Origin of the sequence: Enterobacter cloacae complex sp. 2024EL-00227 (assembly GCF_043945315.1) — a bacterium.
GTDB lineage: Bacteria > Pseudomonadota > Gammaproteobacteria > Enterobacterales > Enterobacteriaceae > Enterobacter > Enterobacter roggenkampii.
In genome coordinates this window covers 179,335-197,800 of sequence record NZ_JBIMQP010000001.1, presented here as the reverse complement: position 1 = coordinate 197,800, position 18,466 = coordinate 179,335, and the positions used below count along the sequence as shown (strand labels likewise).

Sequence of the window (18,466 nt, the reverse complement as noted above, 5' to 3'; positions counted from 1 at the left end):
AAATGGTCCGTGGTGACTGTTGAGCCTGGCTTCGCGCTATTTGAGTAGTGATATGCGAAGGTGTTCTCCAGGCCTACAGGCGCAAATTAAATTTCGTCAGGCGTACGCAGATTGGTGACGGCAATACGTTCACCACGTTTACGCTCGCGCTCAGACTGCATGTTCGCGCGATACACACCCTGATCGCCAACGACCCACGACAGTGGGCGACGTTCTTTACCGATGGACTCCTGCAGCAGCATCAGCGCCTGCATGTAGGCTTCCGGACGAGGCGGACAACCCGGGATGTACACATCCACTGGGATAAATTTATCTACGCCCTGTACGACGGAATAGATGTCGTACATACCGCCAGAGTTAGCACATGCGCCCATGGAGATAACCCATTTTGGCTCCAGCATCTGGTCATAAAGACGCTGAATAACAGGTGCCATCTTGGTAAAGCAGGTACCGGCCACCACCATCAGGTCAGCCTGACGTGGGGAAGCACGCAGTACCTCTGCCCCAAAACGCGCAACGTCATGCACCGCAGTGAATGACGTCACCATTTCAACGTAGCAGCAAGAAAGGCCAAAGTTGTAAGGCCAGATGGAGTTCTTACGACCCCAGTTGACCATATCGTGCATGGCATGTTCGAGTTTGCCCATGTACACGCTTTTATTGACTTCTTGCTCCAGGGGGTCGGTTACGATCTCCTGTTTTTGCAGGGGGTAACGGTCATTCTCACCGTTAGGATCTATGCGGGTGAGCGTATAATCCATCTTATTGCCTCGCTGTTACTGCTGACGATTAGAGATACTGTTTTCCGGGTTGATGTGTTCACGACGTGAACGCGCAGGCGTCCAGTCAAGCGCGCCAATACGCACCAGATAAACCAGACCGGCCAGTAACACTAAAATGAAAATTGCGGCCTCGACAAAGCCCACCCAACCACTTTCGCGAATGGAGGTAGACCACGCGAAGAGGTAAAGCGCTTCCACGTCGAAGATGACGAAGAACATGGCTACCAGGTAGAACTTGGCAGACAGGCGTAAGCGAGCGGTACCTACTGAATCAATACCTGATTCGAAAGGTGTGTTTTTGTGCCTTGCACGGGCGCGACCGCCCAGGAACCAGCCGCCGACTAACATCAGGCAGCACAGGCCAATGGCTACAATAAGAAAGATTGCGAATGCCCAGTGATGAGCGATGACTTCTGTGGATGTTGACATACTCATTGCTTACTCATCAAAAGTGATACCAACGACACTGCTCTTGCTGGCAGATGGGCATCACATCGATTCATGGGGAGGAACAAATAACCTTACACTAACTGTCAGAAATGAGACGTAGACAGCAAAATGATGGGGTTTTTTACTCCTTTCTATAACCTATTGTCAACTTTAACAAAGGTTTCTTCACATTAAATTACATCGAGCGATTCTCATTAACATTTGGTGCCCTTTAACCCTGGTGGGTACATGACTTTCCGTCAAATGTATGTTGTTGAATCGTGTCCGTTTCGGAAGTAAAAAAAATAACCCTCCTATTTTGACAGGATTTGCCAACGATTCCTCCCCCCAAATAGGAGTATTTTCTTGATCTGCGACACGCTTTTGTTAATTCAACCTGGAAAACGGCAACATATTTCCTGTTTTTTTAACATAGGGGGGATATGGATGAAGTTAGAACGGAAAACGGATGAGTTTTAATCAAAAGCATTTAGCTTATTGATAAATAGAGGGTATCCCGGAAATCCACGCGGCATACGCGGGTATTATTGCTAAAAAAAAGCCACTGCATGTGAAAATCACACGAGTGGCTTTTTTTTACACTTACATTTTGTTACCAGAATTTTGAGCGGGCGATCACTCAAAATCCCCTTCAACGATCAGGGAATCATCCCCCCCTTCGGAGGTAACGCGCTCGAACTGCCACGGGTTATGGTAGTTTTCCATCGCCTCGAACACCACCTTTGCCAGCTCGTTATGGCTGGACGAATTGTGGCAGAGCAGATATTCCGTATCCGGCAGCGCAGGCAGGCCATCAGATTTTCCCAGAACGCGCAGATCGGGGCTCATCATTTCTACCGGGCGGGCGGTGACACCTAGACCGGCTTTCACGGCGGCACGCACCGCTGGCAGCGTCGACGCCACATACGCCAGACGCCACGGAATATTGGCCTCATTCAGCGCCGTCAGCACCATATCGCGGAACGGGCTCGGGTCATCCAGTAACACCAGCGGCACCGGCTCGCCTTTTTGCAGCACGTATTCGGCCGCGCAATACCAGTGCGTAGGTGATGTACGCAGCGTCAGGCAATCAAACTGCCCGGGACGATGCGTGGTGACCACCAGGTCGACTTTATTCTCATTTAACATCTCAACCATAAAAGCATTACGCTTTACGCTAACGTCCAGCGCAAGCTTCGGATAAACCGAACTGATGCGATTGAGAAGAAACGGCAATATAGTATCCGCCGACTCATCAGATGCACCTAACGTTAGCACGCCCTGAAGGTTGCTAAACATTAATGACATACATGCTTCATCATTAAAGCGAAGAATTTTCCTGGCATAACCCAGAAGCTGAATACCGTGTTCCGTTAAGAGCTTATTACGCCCGTGGCGGGCAAATAGCTCTTTACCAACCAGTTGCTCCAGCCGCTGCATTTGCTGGCTGACGGCGGACTGAGTTCGGCAAACGGCGGCAGCAGCTGCTGCAAAAGTGTTGAGATCGGCGACCGCAACAAACGTTCTCAGCAGATCGAGGTCGAGATTCATTATCGGACGATTTGCATTTATCATATCTATTCACTTTCAGGTTGCTCGTGCGGAGCTGCCCGGGTTGAAGCTGTGTGTGTACAGTTAAGCAATTCCCTCTGAAGATTTTCCCTCGCATCCCGGCCCGGCAGACTGCCTGACAGATAGTTATTGTGCTGCTTTATATCAACAGTCAGAAAGCACGTTTCATGACGTTATTTTTATTCTCTTAAACGTTCAGGATATTTAGATGTTCGCAGGTTTATGTAAATTACATTAAAGGTATAACACCTTTTCTGCCATCTGTATCGCAGCGCTGTCAACGTAGCAGGAGATGTGCGACACATTCCAGCCAGAGATAACTCTAACAATAACAATCAATTAATTCAGAAAACCAGTGTCAGATATACAAAAAACGTGCATCTGTCCTCTGCTTTCCTTGAAGACATCTTAACCCAAATCCACTTTATTTATAAGTCTTATTGCAATATTAAGGATTAAAGAAGAATGTTAAGCTTCTAAACTAATTTTATTAAAATTAACTAAAGTTGCATTTTATAGGTTAATAATAAATAAATTTTAATTTAGATTAAGACTATTCATTAATGGCACTTAACATTAATTTCACATGAGTAACTTTTATCCACAGTATGCTATTACAGAAACAGGCATCAAGCATTCAGGTTTTACGAAAAGTCACTCAGGGTGATTGCCACCTCTGTCCAGCTTACCACTTATTTTTAACAGCACATTATACAGTATTTTGGCAAATGGATAGCACATTTAACCTAACCTCTCGCTAAGCGCGCAACTTTAAGACAGTGAAAAAGTGTACGCGCAGCGAAAAAGATTCATCAATAATTTGCTCCGGGCACAAAATCTTCTCCTGCACACCCTTCAAAACGAAGCGAGGGGGGAGTACATTATTCCGTGCTGACTTCCACGGCAGGGAGCGGCAATAATAGCGAAAAGGTTAAAGGTTCATGTCCCCTATCGAAAAATCCAGCAAGCTAGATAACGTCTGTTATGACATCCGCGGCCCGGTTCTGAAAGAGGCAAAACGCCTTGAAGAAGAAGGCAACAAGGTTCTGAAACTCAACATTGGTAACCCTGCGCCATTTGGTTTTGAAGCGCCGGATGAAATTCTGGTTGATGTGATCCGCAACCTTCCGACTGCACAAGGCTATTGCGATTCAAAAGGACTTTACTCCGCACGTAAAGCCATTATGCAGCACTACCAGGCACGCGGTATGCGTGATGTTACCGTTGAAGATATCTATATCGGCAACGGCGTCTCCGAACTGATTGTGCAGGCAATGCAGGCCCTGCTGAACAGCGGGGACGAAATGCTGGTACCCGCGCCGGACTATCCGCTGTGGACGGCTGCCGTATCACTGTCCAGCGGTAAAGCAGTGCATTATCTGTGCGACGAATCCTCCGACTGGTTCCCGGACCTGGATGATATACGCGCAAAAATTACGCCCCGCACGCGCGGTATCGTCATTATTAACCCCAACAACCCGACGGGCGCGGTTTACTCAAAAGAGCTGCTGATGGAGATCGTCGAGCTGGCCCGCCAGCACAACCTGATCATCTTTGCAGACGAAATTTACGACAAGATCCTCTACGACGCGGCGCAGCACCATTCCATCGCCGCGCTGGCCCCGGACCTGCTGACCGTCACCTTTAACGGCCTGTCCAAAACCTACCGCGTGGCTGGTTTCCGCCAGGGCTGGATGGTGTTAAACGGTCCGAAAAAGCACGCCAAAGGTTATATTGAAGGGCTGGAGATGCTGGCCTCCATGCGTTTATGCGCCAACGTGCCGGCGCAGCACGCGATCCAGACCGCGCTCGGCGGCTATCAGAGCATCAGCGAGTTTATCGTGCCCGGTGGACGCCTGTACGAACAGCGTAACCGCGCGTGGGAGCTGATTAACGATATTCCGGGCGTCTCCTGCGTGAAGCCGAACGGGGCGCTCTATATGTTCCCGAAAATTGACGCAAAGCGTTTCAATATCCACGACGACCAGAAAATGGTGCTCGATTTCCTGCTGCAGGAAAAAGTGCTGCTGGTCCAGGGCACGGCGTTTAACTGGCCGTGGCCGGATCACGTGCGTATCGTGACGCTGCCGCGCGAAGATGACCTGGAAATGGCCATCAGCCGTTTCGGCCGCTTCCTCTCCGGATACCATCAGTAACGTTGCCTTTCTGCCGGGTGGCGCTGCGCTCACCCGGCCTGCAAAACCCGCAAATTTGCATCTTGCCTCCCCTCCCCGCACAATGAACGCCTGTCGCAGTGAAGACAAAAGGTAACCTATGAGTCAGAGTCATTTCTTTGCCCACCTCTCCCGCCTGAAACTCATCAACCGCTGGCCGCTGATGCGCAATGTCCGCACGGAAAATGTGTCAGAGCACAGCCTGCAGGTTGCGATGGTCGCTCACGCGCTTGCCGCCATTAAAAACCGCAAATTCAACGGTCAGGTCAATCCAGAGCGCATCGCCCTGCTGGCGATGTACCACGATGCGTCAGAAGTGCTCACCGGCGACCTGCCTACGCCGGTGAAATATTTCAACTCGCAAATTGCGCAGGAATATAAGGCCATTGAGAAAATTGCCCAGCAGAAGCTGATTGAGATGGTGCCCGAAGAACTGCGTGATATCTTCGAGCCGCTTATCAACGAGCATCAGTACACGGAAGATGAAAAGTCGCTGGTCAAACAGGCCGACGCGCTGTGTGCCTATCTGAAGTGTCTCGAAGAGTTGTCCGCAGGGAATAATGAATTCTTGCTGGCGAAAACGCGCCTGGAAAAAACGCTGGAATCCCGCCGCAGCGAAGAGATGGATTACTTTATGCAGGTGTTTGTACCGAGCTTCCATTTATCGCTGGATGAGATTAGCCAGGATTCTCCCCTCTGATTTTCGCCCAGCGGCGCTGCGCTAACAGGGCCTACGGGCTTGTAGGCCGGGTAAGGCGCAGCCGCCACCCGGCAAAATGCTCAGAACGGAAACAGTACCGGTATCAATACCACGCACACCACCATCACCAGCACGGTGAACGGCACGCCCAGCTTCACGAAATCGCTGAATCGATAGTTCCCCGGTCCCAGCACCAGCGTGTTTACCGGTGAAGAGACCGGCGTCATAAATGCCGCGGAAGCGGCCATCGCCACCATCATCGCAAACGGATACGGCGATACGCCCATGGACTTCGCCATCGCCAGGGCGATAGGTGCCATCAGTACCGCCGTCGCGGTGTTCGAGATAAACAGGCCGATGGTGGCGCACATGATAAACAGGCAGACCATCATCATGTACGGCCCATACCCTCCGCCCACGTCCATTAAGCCTTTAACGATCAGGTCTACCCCGCCGGTTTTTTGCAGCGCCAGGGCGAAGGGCATCATCCCGACAATGAGAATGATGCTCGGCCAGTGAATGGCCTTATAGGCGCTTTCGGCGTCAATGCAGCGGAATTTACCCATCAACAGGCAGGCGATGATTGCGGCGACCGGATTGGGGATCTCATCGGTCAGCATCAGCGCCACCATCAATACCAGGCAAAAAATCGCATGGGGCGCCTGGCTGTGGGCCGGGGAGGCGTCGCTCTCCTCAACGGGCATGTTGAGCACCACAAAATCACGCCCTTTTTGCCCGAGCTGGCTAATCAGCTTCCAGTTACCGACGACGAGAAAAATATCGCCCAGCAGGATCGGCTCATCCACCACCGCCCCTTCCATCGCCACGCCATCGCGCTTCAGCCCCACGACGTTCAGGCCGTAGCGGGTGCGGAACCCCATCTCCCGCACGGTTTTACCCAGCAGTTCCGACTCCGGGATCAGTGACACCTCGGCCATGCCGACATCCAGCGCCTGATCGGAGAAATACTCCCCGCGCAGCACCATCGGCTCCAGCAGCTGTTCGCTGCAGAACTCGCGCAGGTCCACATCCGCGGTGGACATATCAATCAGCAGGACGTCACGCGCGCGGAATTCCGACACCCCGTTGACGTTGACGATCACCCGGCGAAACCGTCGCCAGCGCTCTACGCCGATCACATTCGCGCCATAGCGCTCACGCAGCTTCAGGTCATCCAGCCGCTGCCCCACCATCGGCGAGCCGGGCCGGATCGCCAGACGGCGCGCGCGCCCGGTAAGGCGGTACTCCTTAATCAGATCGCGGAAGGTGCGTCGCTTCCATCCTTCTTGATTTTTGTCCTGTTTTTCACCTTTCAGGGCAAAACGGGTCAGCAGCATGTAGACCACGCCCATGACCAGAATGACCAGCCCAAGCGGGGTGACGCTGAAAAAGCTAAAGCCCTCAAATCCTTCCCGGATCAGTTCGCTGTTGACGACCAGATTCGGCGGCGTGGCCACCAGGGTCATCATGCCGCTGATAAGCCCGGCAAAGCTCAGGGGCATCATCAGGCGCGACGGCGAGCTCTGCATCCGCATGGAAACGCTCAACACCACCGGGATAAAGATGGCGACCACGCCCGTGGAGCTCATAAACGCCCCCAGCCCGGCGACGGTCACCATCAGGTAGATCAGCATCTTGGTTTCGCTGCTGCCCGCCACTTTTACCAGCCACGCCCCCATAATGGTCGCTACGCCGGTGCGCACCAGACCATCCCCGATGATAAACAGGGCGGCAATCAGGATAACGTTGGGATCGCTAAATCCGGAGAAGGCTTCCGGCAGCGTCAGCGTTCCGCTGAGCACAAATGCGACGATAACAAACAGGGCGACGGCGTCCATGCGAACCTTGCCCGTGGCAAAAAGAATGATGGCGATTAAAAGCAGGCTCAGGACCCAAATCAGTTCACCGTTCACAACCTATCCTTGTCAGTGGAAGATGAGAAATTTTGCCATAAAAAAGCCCCAGCAATGTGGGGCCATATCATGGGATTACATTTTTAGCGAGACGGTTACAACTCCGTCAGAGGCTTTTGAAACAGACAGTGCCGTCAGTGAATCCAGCACCAGGTCTGCCTCGTCCAGGCGGGGAGATTCCGCCGGAACGTTAACGGCGATGACGTGGCTTCCTGCGTTCAGCCCGGCCAGTACGCCAGCCGCCGCATCTTCGACCACCACGCACTCTGCAGGGTCCAGGCCCAGCAGTTCAGCGCCCAGTAAAAATGCGTCAGGCTCCGGTTTACCCCGCTTCACGCGCTCCGCCGTGATAAACACGTCCGGCGTCGGCAACCCTGCAGCCTTGTGCCGGGCGTGGGCCACCGGCACGGAACCGGAGGTGACAATAGCCCACGGGATCTGCGCCTCGTTCAGATGCTCAAGCAGTTCGCGCGCGCCCGGTAACGCGGTGATGCCGTCCGTATCGGTGGCTTCAATGTGTTCCAGGTACTTGAACTCCGCCTGAATGTCCTCCTCAGAGCGTCCGGCCAGGAAGTGCCGTAGCGAGGTGATGGCCTGTTTGCCATGGATAAAATTCAGCACGTCCTGATGGTCGATGCCATGTCTGTCAGCCCAATGGCACCAGGAACGTTCCACAACCGGCAGCGAGTCCACCAGCGTACCGTCCAGATCAAACAGAAAACCTCTACACTGCACACGCACCTCCGTCAGGCATTAATGATTTGTTGAATTTCGTTGCTGCTTAAATGGTACTGACGCGGGCAGGCGTGCCACGCGCTCAGCATACGCTGATATTTATCCCACATCGGGGTCTGCGCGTTGAAGCCGTGGGTGCCCGCGTCAAAGTGGGTATAACGTCCTTCCGTATTCACCATGAAGCGCACATAGCTCAGATAACGCGCTTCCGTTGCGGCATCAAAACCTAAGAAGGTCACGCGGCGCTCGTCAATGGACTGCTGATCTTTGAGATTCGTCCAGGACACATGCAGGGCGTGATACATCTCCATAATGTCGATCACGATGCGACAGGTTTCTTCTTTCAGCTCGCCAAACTCGCGGTCCAGTTCGCGCATTTGTAGACCAAAGCCGCGTTCGACGATGGTTTGCAGGCGGCTGTAGCGCGCAGCGTTATCGGGATCAAGCATAGTCATCATCTTGTACTGGTTAGACAAAATCAGACGTTGGGCATGGGTCATTTCCATCTTTCGACTCCTGTAGCGCATTGCACTTAAAAAAAAGACACGGTAACTGATTGTTACTGTGCCCTCTTTTCTTGGTCGTTTCGATGATCAATCACAATTCATCGAGGAATGTTTTATCCAGTTGCTTAAATGCACGCTTTAACGTGTCCGCCAGCGCCTGGTAATCCGGCTTGCCTTCCACCGGGGCGAGCGCCTGCCCGGCCTCTTCCAGTTTACCGCGCACTTCATAAAACCAGTGTAAAATAGAAGGGGGAAGTGGCGTGATGGACCGTTTACCTAACCACCACAGGCCCTGCATTGGCAGGCTTAATGCGAAGAGCGCCGTGGCAACGGCAGGACCAAGCTGTCCACCCAACGCAATCTGCCAGCACAGCGTAAAGATAGCGACAGGCGGCATAAAGCGAATCGCATAGCGCGTGGCGCGGATGGTGCGATTCTCAATAAACATCGGCGCAAGGCGCTTTTCCATCGGCCACGTCTTTGCGTAATGCTGTCCCCGACGAAACAGGCTAAAGAAATTAACGGACGGGTTCTCTGGTGTCGACATGGCTGTACCTCAACTTCACATATAAAAATTAAAATTTTCGTGCAAAACCACAACAAGCTATGACAACGTTCAAAATATTTTGTCATCACTACCCCGTATCGGGTATCCTGTGCCAGCCTGATAGGGCCTTAGACGAGAATCATTAGCTCGTCAAATTATTGCATATTATGCCATTGGCTGAAAATTGTGCAAAATGGCATAAAATCATAGTTATTTCTTCCATCATGCCACAATGTTCGTTTGGCATGATGTTAATCATAAATGTCCGGGTCATCATGCGTTACGCTGTTAGACTCACTGACGTTTTTTTAGCCACGTATCAATAATAGGTACTTCCATGTCGAGTAAGTTAGTACTGGTTCTGAACTGCGGTAGCTCCTCACTGAAATTCGCCATCATCGATGCGCTCAACGGTGACGAATACCTCTCTGGTTTGGCCGAATGTTTCCATCTGCCTGAAGCACGTATCAAGTGGAAGATGGACGGCAGCAAACAAGAAGCGGCTTTAGGTGCAGGCGCCGCTCACAGTGAAGCGCTGAACTTTATCGTTAACACTATTCTGGCACAAAAACCAGAACTGTCTGCTCAGCTGACTGCGATTGGTCACCGTATCGTCCACGGCGGCGAAAAATACACCAGCTCCGTGGTGATCGACGACTCTGTGATCCAGGGCATCAAAGACTCTGCCTCTTTCGCACCGCTGCACAACCCGGCTCACCTGATCGGTATCGCTGAAGCGCTGAAATCCTTCCCGAATCTGAAAGACAAAAACGTGGCCGTATTCGACACCGCGTTCCATCAGACCATGCCGGAAGAGTCTTACCTCTATGCCCTGCCATACAGCCTGTACAAAGAGCACGGCGTACGTCGCTACGGCGCGCACGGCACCAGCCACTTCTATGTGACTCAGGAAGCGGCAAAAGTGCTGAACAAGCCGGTTGAAGAACTGAACATCATCACCTGCCACCTGGGCAACGGTGGTTCTGTTTCTGCTATCCGCAACGGTAAATGTGTTGATACGTCCATGGGTCTGACCCCGCTGGAAGGTCTGGTGATGGGTACCCGTTCCGGTGACATCGACCCGGCGATCATCTTCCACCTGCACGACACCCTGGGCATGAGCGTTGACCAGATCAACAAAATGCTGACCAAAGAGTCAGGCCTGCTGGGTCTGACCGAAGTCACCAGCGACTGCCGTTACGTTGAAGACAACTACGCAGAGAAAGAAGACGCTAAACGTGCAATGGACGTTTACTGCCACCGTCTGGCGAAATACATCGGCTCTTACACTGCGCTGATGGAAGGCCGTCTGGACGCGGTTATCTTCACCGGTGGTATCGGTGAGAACGCGGCAATGGTTCGTGAACTGTCCCTGGGCAAACTGGGCGTTCTGGGCTTCGACGTTGATCACGAGCGTAACCTGGCTGCCCGCTTCGGCAAGTCTGGCTTCATCAACAAAGAAGGCACCCGCCCTGCTCTCGTTATCCCAACTAACGAAGAACTGGTTATCGCGCAAGACGCGCACCGCCTGACTGCCTGATTCCACACCGCCAGCAATGCTGGCGGTGCTGTTTTGTAACCCGCCCGATTTGGGCGGTAACGAAAGAGGATAAACCGTGTCCCGTACTATTATGCTGATCCCTACCGGAACCAGCGTCGGCCTGACCAGCGTCAGCCTTGGCGTTATCCGTGCTATGGAACGCAAAGGCGTTCGTCTGAGCGTCTTTAAGCCAATCGCCCAGCCACGTGCCGGTGGCGATGCACCAGACCAGACCACCACCATCGTTCGCAAGAACTCCAATCTGCCGGCGGCTGAACCGCTGAAGATGAGCCACGTTGAGTCTCTGCTCTCCAGCAACCAGAAAGACGTGCTGATGGAAGAGATCATCGCCAACTACCATGCTAACGCGCAAGACGCGGAAGTGGTGCTGGTTGAAGGTCTGGTTCCAACCCGCAAACACCAGTTTGCCCAGTCTCTGAACTTCGAAATCGCGAAAACCCTGAACGCAGAGATCGTTTTCGTGATGTCTCAGGGCACTGACACCCCGGAACAGCTGAACGAGCGTATCGAACTGACGCGCAGCAGCTTCGGCGGCGCGAAAAATACCAACATCACCGGCGTGATCGTCAACAAGCTGAACGCGCCAGTGGATGAGCAGGGCCGTACTCGCCCTGACCTGTCCGAGATCTTCGACGACTCGTCCAAAGCGAAAGTCATCAAAGTTGACCCGGCTAAGCTGCAGGAATCCAGCCCGCTTCCGGTTCTGGGCGCGGTGCCATGGAGCTTCGATCTGATTGCCACCCGTGCAATCGACATGGCGCGTCACCTGAACGCGACCGTGATTAACGAAGGCGACATTAACACCCGTCGCGTGAAGTCCGTGACCTTCTGTGCGCGTAGCATTCCGCACATGCTGGAACACTTCCGCGCAGGTTCCCTGCTGGTGACCTCCGCAGACCGTCCTGACGTGCTGGTTGCAGCCTGCCTGGCCGCAATGAACGGCGTGGAAATCGGTGCGATCCTGCTGACCGGTGCCTACGAGATGGACCCACGCGTCAGCAAGCTGTGCGAACGCGCGTTCGCTACCGGCCTGCCGGTCTTCATGGTGAACACCAACACCTGGCAGACCTCCCTGAGCCTGCAGAGCTTCAACCTGGAAGTGCCGGTTGATGACCACGAGCGTATCGAGAAAGTTCAGGAATACGTTGCGGGCTACATCAACGCAGACTGGATCGAATCCCTGACCGCGACCTCCGAGCGCAGCCGCCGTCTGTCTCCGCCAGCCTTCCGTTACCAGCTGACCGAGCTGGCGCGTAAAGCGGGCAAACGCGTTGTTCTGCCAGAAGGCGACGAACCACGTACCGTTAAAGCGGCGGCTATCTGTGCAGAGCGCGGCATCGCGACCTGTGTGCTGCTGGGTAACCCGGATGAGATCAACCGCGTAGCGGCCTCTCAGGGCGTTGAGCTGGGCGCTGGCATCGAAATCGTTGACCCGGAAGTGGTTCGCGAAAGCTACGTTGCCCGTCTGGTTGAGCTGCGTAAGAGCAAGGGCATGACCGAAGCCGTTGCGCGTGAGCAGCTGGAAGACAACGTGGTGCTGGGCACGCTGATGCTGGAGCAGGACGAAGTTGACGGTCTGGTTTCCGGTGCGGTTCACACCACGGCGAACACCATCCGTCCACCGCTGCAGCTGATCAAAACCGCGCCAGGCAGCTCTCTGGTGTCTTCCGTGTTCTTCATGCTGCTGCCTGAACAGGTTTACGTTTACGGCGACTGCGCGATCAACCCGGATCCAACCGCAGAGCAGCTGGCAGAGATCGCTATCCAGTCCGCAGACTCCGCGACCGCTTTCGGTATCGAGCCACGCGTGGCGATGCTCTCCTACTCCACCGGCACATCTGGTGCAGGTAGCGACGTAGAGAAAGTGCGTGAAGCGACCCGTATTGCGCAGGAAAAACGCCCTGATCTGATGATCGACGGCCCGCTGCAGTACGATGCCGCAGTCATGGCTGACGTTGCAAAATCCAAAGCGCCGAACTCTCCGGTTGCAGGTCGCGCTACCGTGTTCATCTTCCCGGATCTGAACACCGGTAACACCACCTACAAAGCGGTACAGCGTTCTGCCGACCTGATCTCCATCGGGCCAATGCTGCAGGGCATGCGCAAACCTGTGAACGACCTGTCTCGTGGCGCACTGGTAGACGATATCGTTTACACCATCGCGCTGACAGCGATCCAGTCTTCGCAGCAGCAGTAATGTATTGCCGGATGGCGCTTCGCTTATCCGGCCTACAAAACCGTAGGCCCGGTAAGCGCTAGCGCCACCGGGCAACAAAAAGGCGACCACTTAACCGGTCGCCTTTTTTATTTACAGCAGCTCTCTCGCCGCCGATACAATGTCATGTGCCGTCAGGCCATACTCTTTCTGCAGGAAATCCTGCGTTCCCACCTGGCCGTAACGCTCCTTGACCCCGACCCGCCGCATCGGCACCGGACAGGTTTCCACCAGCACTTCCGCTACCGCCGACCCCAGCCCGTTGTGAATGCTGTGGTTTTCACAGGTCACGATGCGCCCGGTTTTCTCGGCGTAGTTTTTCACCAGCATCCGGTCGATGGGCTTCAGGGTAAACATGTCGATGACCGCCGCGCTGACGCCCTCCTGCTCAAGCTGCCGCGCCGCCTCAAGGGCTTCTGCAACCATGATGCCGTTGGCAATCAGTGTAATATCGCTCCCCTCGCGCAGCACGTTACCTTTTCCAATGGTGAAGGTGGAGCCCGGCGCATACACGCTCGGCGCCTGCTTACGAATGGTCCGCACCCAGTAGAAGCCGTCGAGATCGATAAGCTGGCGCAGCACGTCCTCAAACATCACCGCGTCGGTCACCTCCAGCACCACCGAATGCGCCAGCCCGCGCACAATGCCCATATCCTCAAACGACATATGCGTTCCGCCGTTGTGGCAGGCCGTCACGCCCGCGTCTGAGGCAATCACCTTCACGTTGTTGCGCTGATAGTCCAGGGACATAAACAGCTGGTCAAAGCAGCGGCGGCTGGCAAAGGCGGTGAAGGTGTGAACGAACGGCTTGCGGCCGGTAAGCGACAGCCCGGCTGCCGTGCCGATGACGTTAGCTTCCATAATGCCGCAGTTAATCACGTGCTGCGGATAATCGCGCGCCACGCCGTCCATCGCCATCGAGCTCATCAGGTCGGCTTCAAGCGCAATGATGTCGCTTCCGGCCTCAATCTGCTTTGCCACGAAGCCCGCGTAAACTTTTCGCATCTCAACGGCGTCTTTCTGTCCTGCCGGTGCAACCTTAATCATGTGAAGCCTCCAGTTGGCGAATCGTCTCATTGAGGGCCGCTTTGCTCTCCGCGGTCAATCGCAGGTGGTGCGAGTTGCTGAGCTGTTCCAGGTACGGTACACCCTGCCCCTTAATGCTATCGAGGATGACGACTAACGAACGCGCATCGGCAGCCGGGACCCGCGACGTCACCGCCAGCAGCGCCGGAATGTCGTCCCCCTTGACCGTCACCACGTCAAAGCCAAAGGCGCGGAATTTGCCCTCGAGGTCGAACGCGCAGATGATCTCGTCCAGCTCGCCGTCGAGCTGCTGTTTGTTCCAGTCGACAAACACCGTCAGGTTGTTCAGGCGATGGTGGGCAATAAACTGGAACGCTTCCCAGCACTGACCTTCGTTCAGCTCGCCGTCGCCGACGATGCAGAAGACCCGATTCGGCCGCCCTGCCAGCCTGTGCGACAGCGCCATGCCGCCGGCGATGGAAATCCCCTGCCCCAGCGAACCGGTGGTAGCATCTACGCCGCGCGTTTTCAGGCGGTCCGGGTGGCTGGGCAGGCGCGTCCCGTTTTGGTTGAGCGTGCTCAGCTCTTCTATCGGGAAGTAGCCCTTGATCGCCAGGGTGCTGTAGAGCGCCGGGCCCGCATGGCCTTTTGACAGCACAAAGTAGTCTCGCTCTGGCCAGTCCGGGTCCGCCGGGTCGATTTTCATCACCGCGCCGTACAGCACGGCCAGGGTTTCAACCACCGACATGCTACCGCCGTAGTGGCCAAATCCCAGCTGCGTCAGGGATTTCAGCGTCTCAAGACGGATCTGACGCGCGAGTTCGGTTATCTCTTTCTCATTCATGATTTGGCTCCGGTGTTTTCCTGCGCGTTACCGCCCGCAGGTTTGTTTTTCGCGAAGACGTTGTACGCCACCAGCAGCGCGAACAGCGCCACGACCAGCCCGGTGATGGCCAGCGGCGACAGGAAGCGCGCCAGGTTGCCGAGCACAATCCCAACCGCGCCGAAGTCGGCGTCAGAGAAGGTGGTGTTGGCAAAGCCAATGGCGCCCAGTACCGGCAGCAGCAGGACCGGCAGGAAGGTAATCAGCAGGCCGTTGGCAAAGGCGCCAATCATCGCCCCGCGACGTCCGCCGGTGGCGTTACCGAACACGCCCGCGGTTGCGCCGGTGAAGAAGTGCGGCACCACGCCCGGGAGGATCAGCACCCAGCTAAACTGACCGCAGATGAACAACCCCACAATCCCGCCGAGGAAGCTGAACAGGAAGCCAATCAGCACCGCGTTAGGTGCATAGGGATACACCACCGGGCAGTCCAGCGCAGGACGCGCGTTCGGCACCAGTTTTTCCGAGAAGCCGGTAAAAGCCGGGACGATTTCCGCCAGAATCAGGCGTACGCCCTGAAGGATGATGAACACGCCCGCCGCGAAAGTGATAGCCATGATGATGGCGTACACGAGGTAGTTCTGACCGGCGCTGAAGGTGGCCTCGACGTACTCACGCCCGGCGCTCACCGCCAGGATGAGGTAGATAATCATCATGGTCAGGGAGATGGAGATTGAGCTGTCGCGCAGGAAGCTCAGGTTCTTCGGCAGGTTCATCTCTTCCGTTGAGCGGGAGCCCTTACCGACCTTGCTGCCAATCCAGCCGGACAGCACGTAGCCCAGCGTGCCGAAGTGGCCGAAGGCAATCTCATCGTTGCCGGTAATGCGCTTCATGTAGCGCTGCGCAATCGCCGGGAAGAAAGCCATGATCAGGCCGAGGATCAGCGACCCGGTAAAGACCAGCCCTACGCCTTCAAAGCCCGCCACCGTCAGGATCACGCCAATCATGCACGCCATATAAAACGTATGGTGTCCTGTCAGGAAGATATACTTCAGGCGGGTAAAGCGGGCGACGATAATATTCGCCACCATCCCGAAGGCCATAATCAGCGCGGTCGCTGCACCGTATTTTTCGAGCGCAATGGACACAATGGCTTCATTATTTGGAATAATGCCCTGAATAGTAAAAGCGTGTTCAAACATGCCGCCTAACGGATTTAATGATCCCACCAGCACCGTGGCGCCGCCGCCCAGCACAATAAAGCCGAGAATGGTTTTAATCGTCCCTTTCACCACGTCCGAAAACGTTTTTTTCTGCGCAACCAGACCAATAAGCGCAATTAAGCCGACCAGCACCGAAGGGACTTTTAAAATATCAACAACGAAATTCAGCGTTTCAAGGATAAACATATCCACCTCGCCTTATCAGGGTTATTGTCTTTCGAACCAGGCGCGCAGCTGCGCTTCAAGTTCGTTGATGTCGATTATGTTGTTGATCACCACCAGCTGGCTCTCCGGCACGCTGGCGCTGGCCGCAATGTCTTTTGCCATCACGAACAGATCGGCCGCGCCCGGCGTCGCCGAGGAGAGATCGGAGTGTTCAACCTCAGCCTCAATCTCCAGCTTTTTGAGCACCTTTTTAATATTCATTTCGACCATAAAACTGCTGCCCAGGCCAGAACCGCAAATAGCCATGATTTTCATTGTTGTCCCCTTATTTTGAGTAGAGTACGCCTCATCACGCTGACGCGTAATGTAGTGAAAAACCGGATTACAGAATTAAATCAGAAGCGGTTAATAATTGTTTTAATTTCCTCCAGGGTATTCGCCTGATGCAGTTTCTCCATCTCCTCGTCGCTGGAAAATAATTCTGCGAGTGCGGATATCATTTCGATATGGCTATGTTTGTCCGGTGCCGCAAGCATGATAATCACATCGACAGGGTCAAACTCACCGGCACCAAACGAGACGCCCTGTTTTAGTTTTAATAACGACAACCCCAGTCCTTTGGCGCCTTCCTCCGGCCGCGCATGCGGCATCGCCAGCCCTGGTGCCAGCACATAATAAGGTCCTAACGCGTGGTGCTGCTTGATGATGGCCGTGACGTAGTCAGGCTCAATCACCTGCAAATCCAGCAGCGGCTTCGCGCACAGCTTCAGCGCCTGCGGCCAGTCTTTCACGCTCTCCTGCAGCGTGATGGTTGTATCATATATCCATTTTTTGAGCACTTTTCACTCCCGCCACACGTTTAAGATGAGCAAACTTTATTCAACGCATCGCGGATTGACTGCGATCGCGATCACAAAGATAGCGCTACCAATCGTTAACATGCAGAAATGTGATAGCGCTATCAAATTGCAATCACGTTGCTAAATCACAGCAAAAAAAGGGATTTAAGGCGTATACTGCCTGTCACGTGAAACGAAGGAAAAAAAGAACGCGTCTGGTCAGCAGGAAGGTGTATGTCTCTAACCCGAAAACGGCGCAGTACTGGTAAAGTGACACTCGCCGATGTCGCACAGCTTGCCGGTGTGGGCACGATGACCGTGTCCCGTGCGCTTCGCACGCCCGAACAGGTTTCCGATAAACTACGAGAAAAAATAGAAGCCGCGGTACAAGAGTTAGGCTATATGCCCAATCTTGCCGCCAGTGCCCTTGCCTCGGCCTCGTCATGGACAATAGCCATGGTGGTGCCCAACCTCTCCGAAGCCGGCTGCTCGGAGATGTTCGCCGGGCTACAGCAGGTGCTGCAGCCTGCCGGATATCAGATCATGCTGGCAGAATCCCAGCATCGTCTTGAGCAGGAGGAGAAGTTGCTGGAGACGCTGCTGGCGTCAAATATCGCCGCAGCGATTTTGCTCAGCGTTGAACATACCGACACCGTTCGCCACTGGCTGAAAAACGCCTCGATTCCGGTGATGGAGATGGGCGCCATGCGCGCCGATCCGATTGATATGAACATCGGGATTGATAACGTGGCGGCCATGTTTGAGCTCACGGAGATGGTCATTAAGCGCGGCTATCAAAACATTGGCCTGCTGTGCGCCAACCAGGAGCAGTGGATTTTCCAGCAGCATCTGCAGGGCTGGTATAAAGCCATGCTTCGCCACCATATGTCGCCTAACCGGGTCATTAACGCGGCGATGCCGCCGAGCTTCTCGACCGGCGCGGCGCAGCTGCCCGAATTCCTGCTGGCATGGCCTGAGCTGGATGCGCTGGTGTGCGTCTCTGACGAGCTGGCCTGCGGCGCGCTGTACGAGTGCCAGCGCAGGCGAATCAAAGTGCCGGACGATCTGGCAGTGGTAGGGTTTGGCGATAGCGACGTGAGCCGCGTCTGTCAGCCGCCGCTGACGACCATGGCGGTGCCGCATCGTAAGATTGGCATCGAAGCCGGGAAAGCGCTACTGGAGCGCCTGAATGGTGGAGACTGGCGCGATCAAAAGCCCATCGCGTCCAGCCTGTGTCTGAGAGAGAGCTGCTGACG

17 protein-coding genes are annotated in these 18,466 nt (G+C 54.6%); 5 read left to right on the top strand and 12 right to left on the bottom strand.

Going from position 1 to position 18,466, the window contains the following annotated elements:
• Positions 1-86 precede the first annotated feature (86 nt).
• The 3 genes from nuoB to lrhA form a co-directional block, all read right to left on the bottom strand.
• Positions 87-761 carry an NADH-quinone oxidoreductase subunit NuoB gene (gene nuoB, locus ACHH0Z_RS00915; RefSeq protein ID WP_003861482.1) on the bottom strand — a complete coding sequence of 225 codons (675 nt, stop codon included), beginning with the start codon at positions 759-761 and terminating at the stop codon, positions 87-89.
• 15 nt (positions 762-776) lie between these two features.
• Positions 777-1,217 (bottom strand): NADH-quinone oxidoreductase subunit NuoA, encoded by a 441-nt coding sequence (nuoA, locus tag ACHH0Z_RS00910; RefSeq protein WP_006176516.1) that lies wholly within the window; start codon positions 1,215-1,217, stop codon positions 777-779.
• A 630-nt stretch (positions 1,218-1,847) separates the two neighbouring features.
• Positions 1,848-2,786, bottom strand: a complete 939-nt coding sequence (lrhA, locus tag ACHH0Z_RS00905) for a transcriptional regulator LrhA (protein ID WP_021241557.1) — start codon at positions 2,784-2,786, stop codon at positions 1,848-1,850.
• Positions 2,787-3,724: 938 nt separating this feature from the next.
• On the opposite strand from lrhA, the gene alaA reads away from it, so the two are divergent.
• Both alaA and yfbR read left to right on the top strand, forming a co-directional pair.
• A complete protein-coding gene (gene alaA, locus ACHH0Z_RS00900; protein ID WP_008500204.1) occupies positions 3,725-4,939 on the top strand; it encodes an alanine transaminase AlaA in 1,215 nt (404 codons plus the stop codon).
• Positions 4,940-5,057: 118 nt separating this feature from the next.
• Positions 5,058-5,657 (top strand): 5'-deoxynucleotidase, encoded by a 600-nt coding sequence (yfbR, locus tag ACHH0Z_RS00895; protein WP_008503531.1) that lies wholly within the window; start codon positions 5,058-5,060, stop codon positions 5,655-5,657.
• 80 nt (positions 5,658-5,737) lie between these two features.
• Here the strand turns inward: yfbR and ACHH0Z_RS00890 are convergent, their stop codons facing one another.
• The 4 genes from ACHH0Z_RS00890 to yfbV form a co-directional block, all read right to left on the bottom strand.
• Positions 5,738-7,570 (bottom strand): SLC13 family permease, encoded by a 1,833-nt coding sequence (locus ACHH0Z_RS00890; protein ID WP_045407716.1) that lies wholly within the window; start codon positions 7,568-7,570, stop codon positions 5,738-5,740.
• Positions 7,571-7,645: 75 nt separating this feature from the next.
• Complete coding sequence (locus tag ACHH0Z_RS00885) at positions 7,646-8,305, bottom strand: sugar phosphatase (protein ID WP_021241560.1); 660 nt, start codon at positions 8,303-8,305, stop codon at positions 7,646-7,648.
• An 11-nt stretch (positions 8,306-8,316) separates the two neighbouring features.
• Positions 8,317-8,811 carry a YfbU family protein gene (locus ACHH0Z_RS00880; protein WP_008502874.1) on the bottom strand — a complete coding sequence of 165 codons (495 nt, stop codon included), beginning with the start codon at positions 8,809-8,811 and terminating at the stop codon, positions 8,317-8,319.
• A gap of 91 nt (positions 8,812-8,902) precedes the next feature.
• Positions 8,903-9,358 (bottom strand): terminus macrodomain insulation protein YfbV, encoded by a 456-nt coding sequence (gene yfbV, locus ACHH0Z_RS00875; RefSeq protein ID WP_045407718.1) that lies wholly within the window; start codon positions 9,356-9,358, stop codon positions 8,903-8,905.
• Positions 9,359-9,695: 337 nt separating this feature from the next.
• Here yfbV and ackA point away from each other — a divergent pair, with 337 nt between their 5' ends.
• Positions 9,696-10,898: an acetate kinase gene (gene ackA, locus ACHH0Z_RS00870; RefSeq protein ID WP_008502876.1), complete on the top strand. Its 1,203-nt coding sequence runs from the start codon at positions 9,696-9,698 to the stop codon at positions 10,896-10,898.
• Between the two features lie 76 nt (positions 10,899-10,974).
• Positions 10,975-13,116: a phosphate acetyltransferase gene (gene pta, locus ACHH0Z_RS00865; protein ID WP_008502877.1), complete on the top strand. Its 2,142-nt coding sequence runs from the start codon at positions 10,975-10,977 to the stop codon at positions 13,114-13,116.
• Between the two features lie 111 nt (positions 13,117-13,227).
• Here pta and ACHH0Z_RS00860 read toward each other — a convergent pair whose 3' ends face one another.
• From ACHH0Z_RS00860 to ACHH0Z_RS00840, 5 genes are all read right to left on the bottom strand, one after another.
• Positions 13,228-14,181, bottom strand: a complete 954-nt coding sequence (locus ACHH0Z_RS00860; protein ID WP_023294123.1) for a transketolase family protein — start codon at positions 14,179-14,181, stop codon at positions 13,228-13,230.
• Entirely contained in the window at positions 14,174-15,004 is an 831-nt protein-coding gene (locus tag ACHH0Z_RS00855; protein WP_045407720.1) for a transketolase, read from the bottom strand. Before ACHH0Z_RS00855 ends, ACHH0Z_RS00860 begins: the two co-directional genes overlap by 8 nt.
• Positions 15,001-16,392, bottom strand: coding sequence for a PTS ascorbate transporter subunit IIC (locus ACHH0Z_RS00850; protein WP_008502880.1), 1,392 nt, complete (start codon positions 16,390-16,392; stop codon positions 15,001-15,003). The genes ACHH0Z_RS00855 and ACHH0Z_RS00850 overlap by 4 nt, the downstream gene beginning before the upstream one ends.
• A 21-nt stretch (positions 16,393-16,413) precedes the next feature.
• The gene (locus ACHH0Z_RS00845; RefSeq protein WP_003861447.1) at positions 16,414-16,686 is read right to left on the bottom strand and encodes a PTS sugar transporter subunit IIB; all 273 of its coding nucleotides are present in this window, start codon (positions 16,684-16,686) and stop codon (positions 16,414-16,416) included.
• Between the two features lie 80 nt (positions 16,687-16,766).
• Entirely contained in the window at positions 16,767-17,210 is a 444-nt protein-coding gene (locus ACHH0Z_RS00840) for a PTS sugar transporter subunit IIA (protein ID WP_044597875.1), read from the bottom strand.
• A gap of 234 nt (positions 17,211-17,444) precedes the next feature.
• On the opposite strand from ACHH0Z_RS00840, the gene ACHH0Z_RS00835 reads away from it, so the two are divergent.
• On the top strand, positions 17,445-18,464 hold the full coding sequence (locus ACHH0Z_RS00835; protein ID WP_021241565.1) for a LacI family DNA-binding transcriptional regulator: 1,020 nt from the start codon (positions 17,445-17,447) through the stop codon (positions 18,462-18,464).
• Positions 18,465-18,466 lie beyond the last annotated feature (2 nt).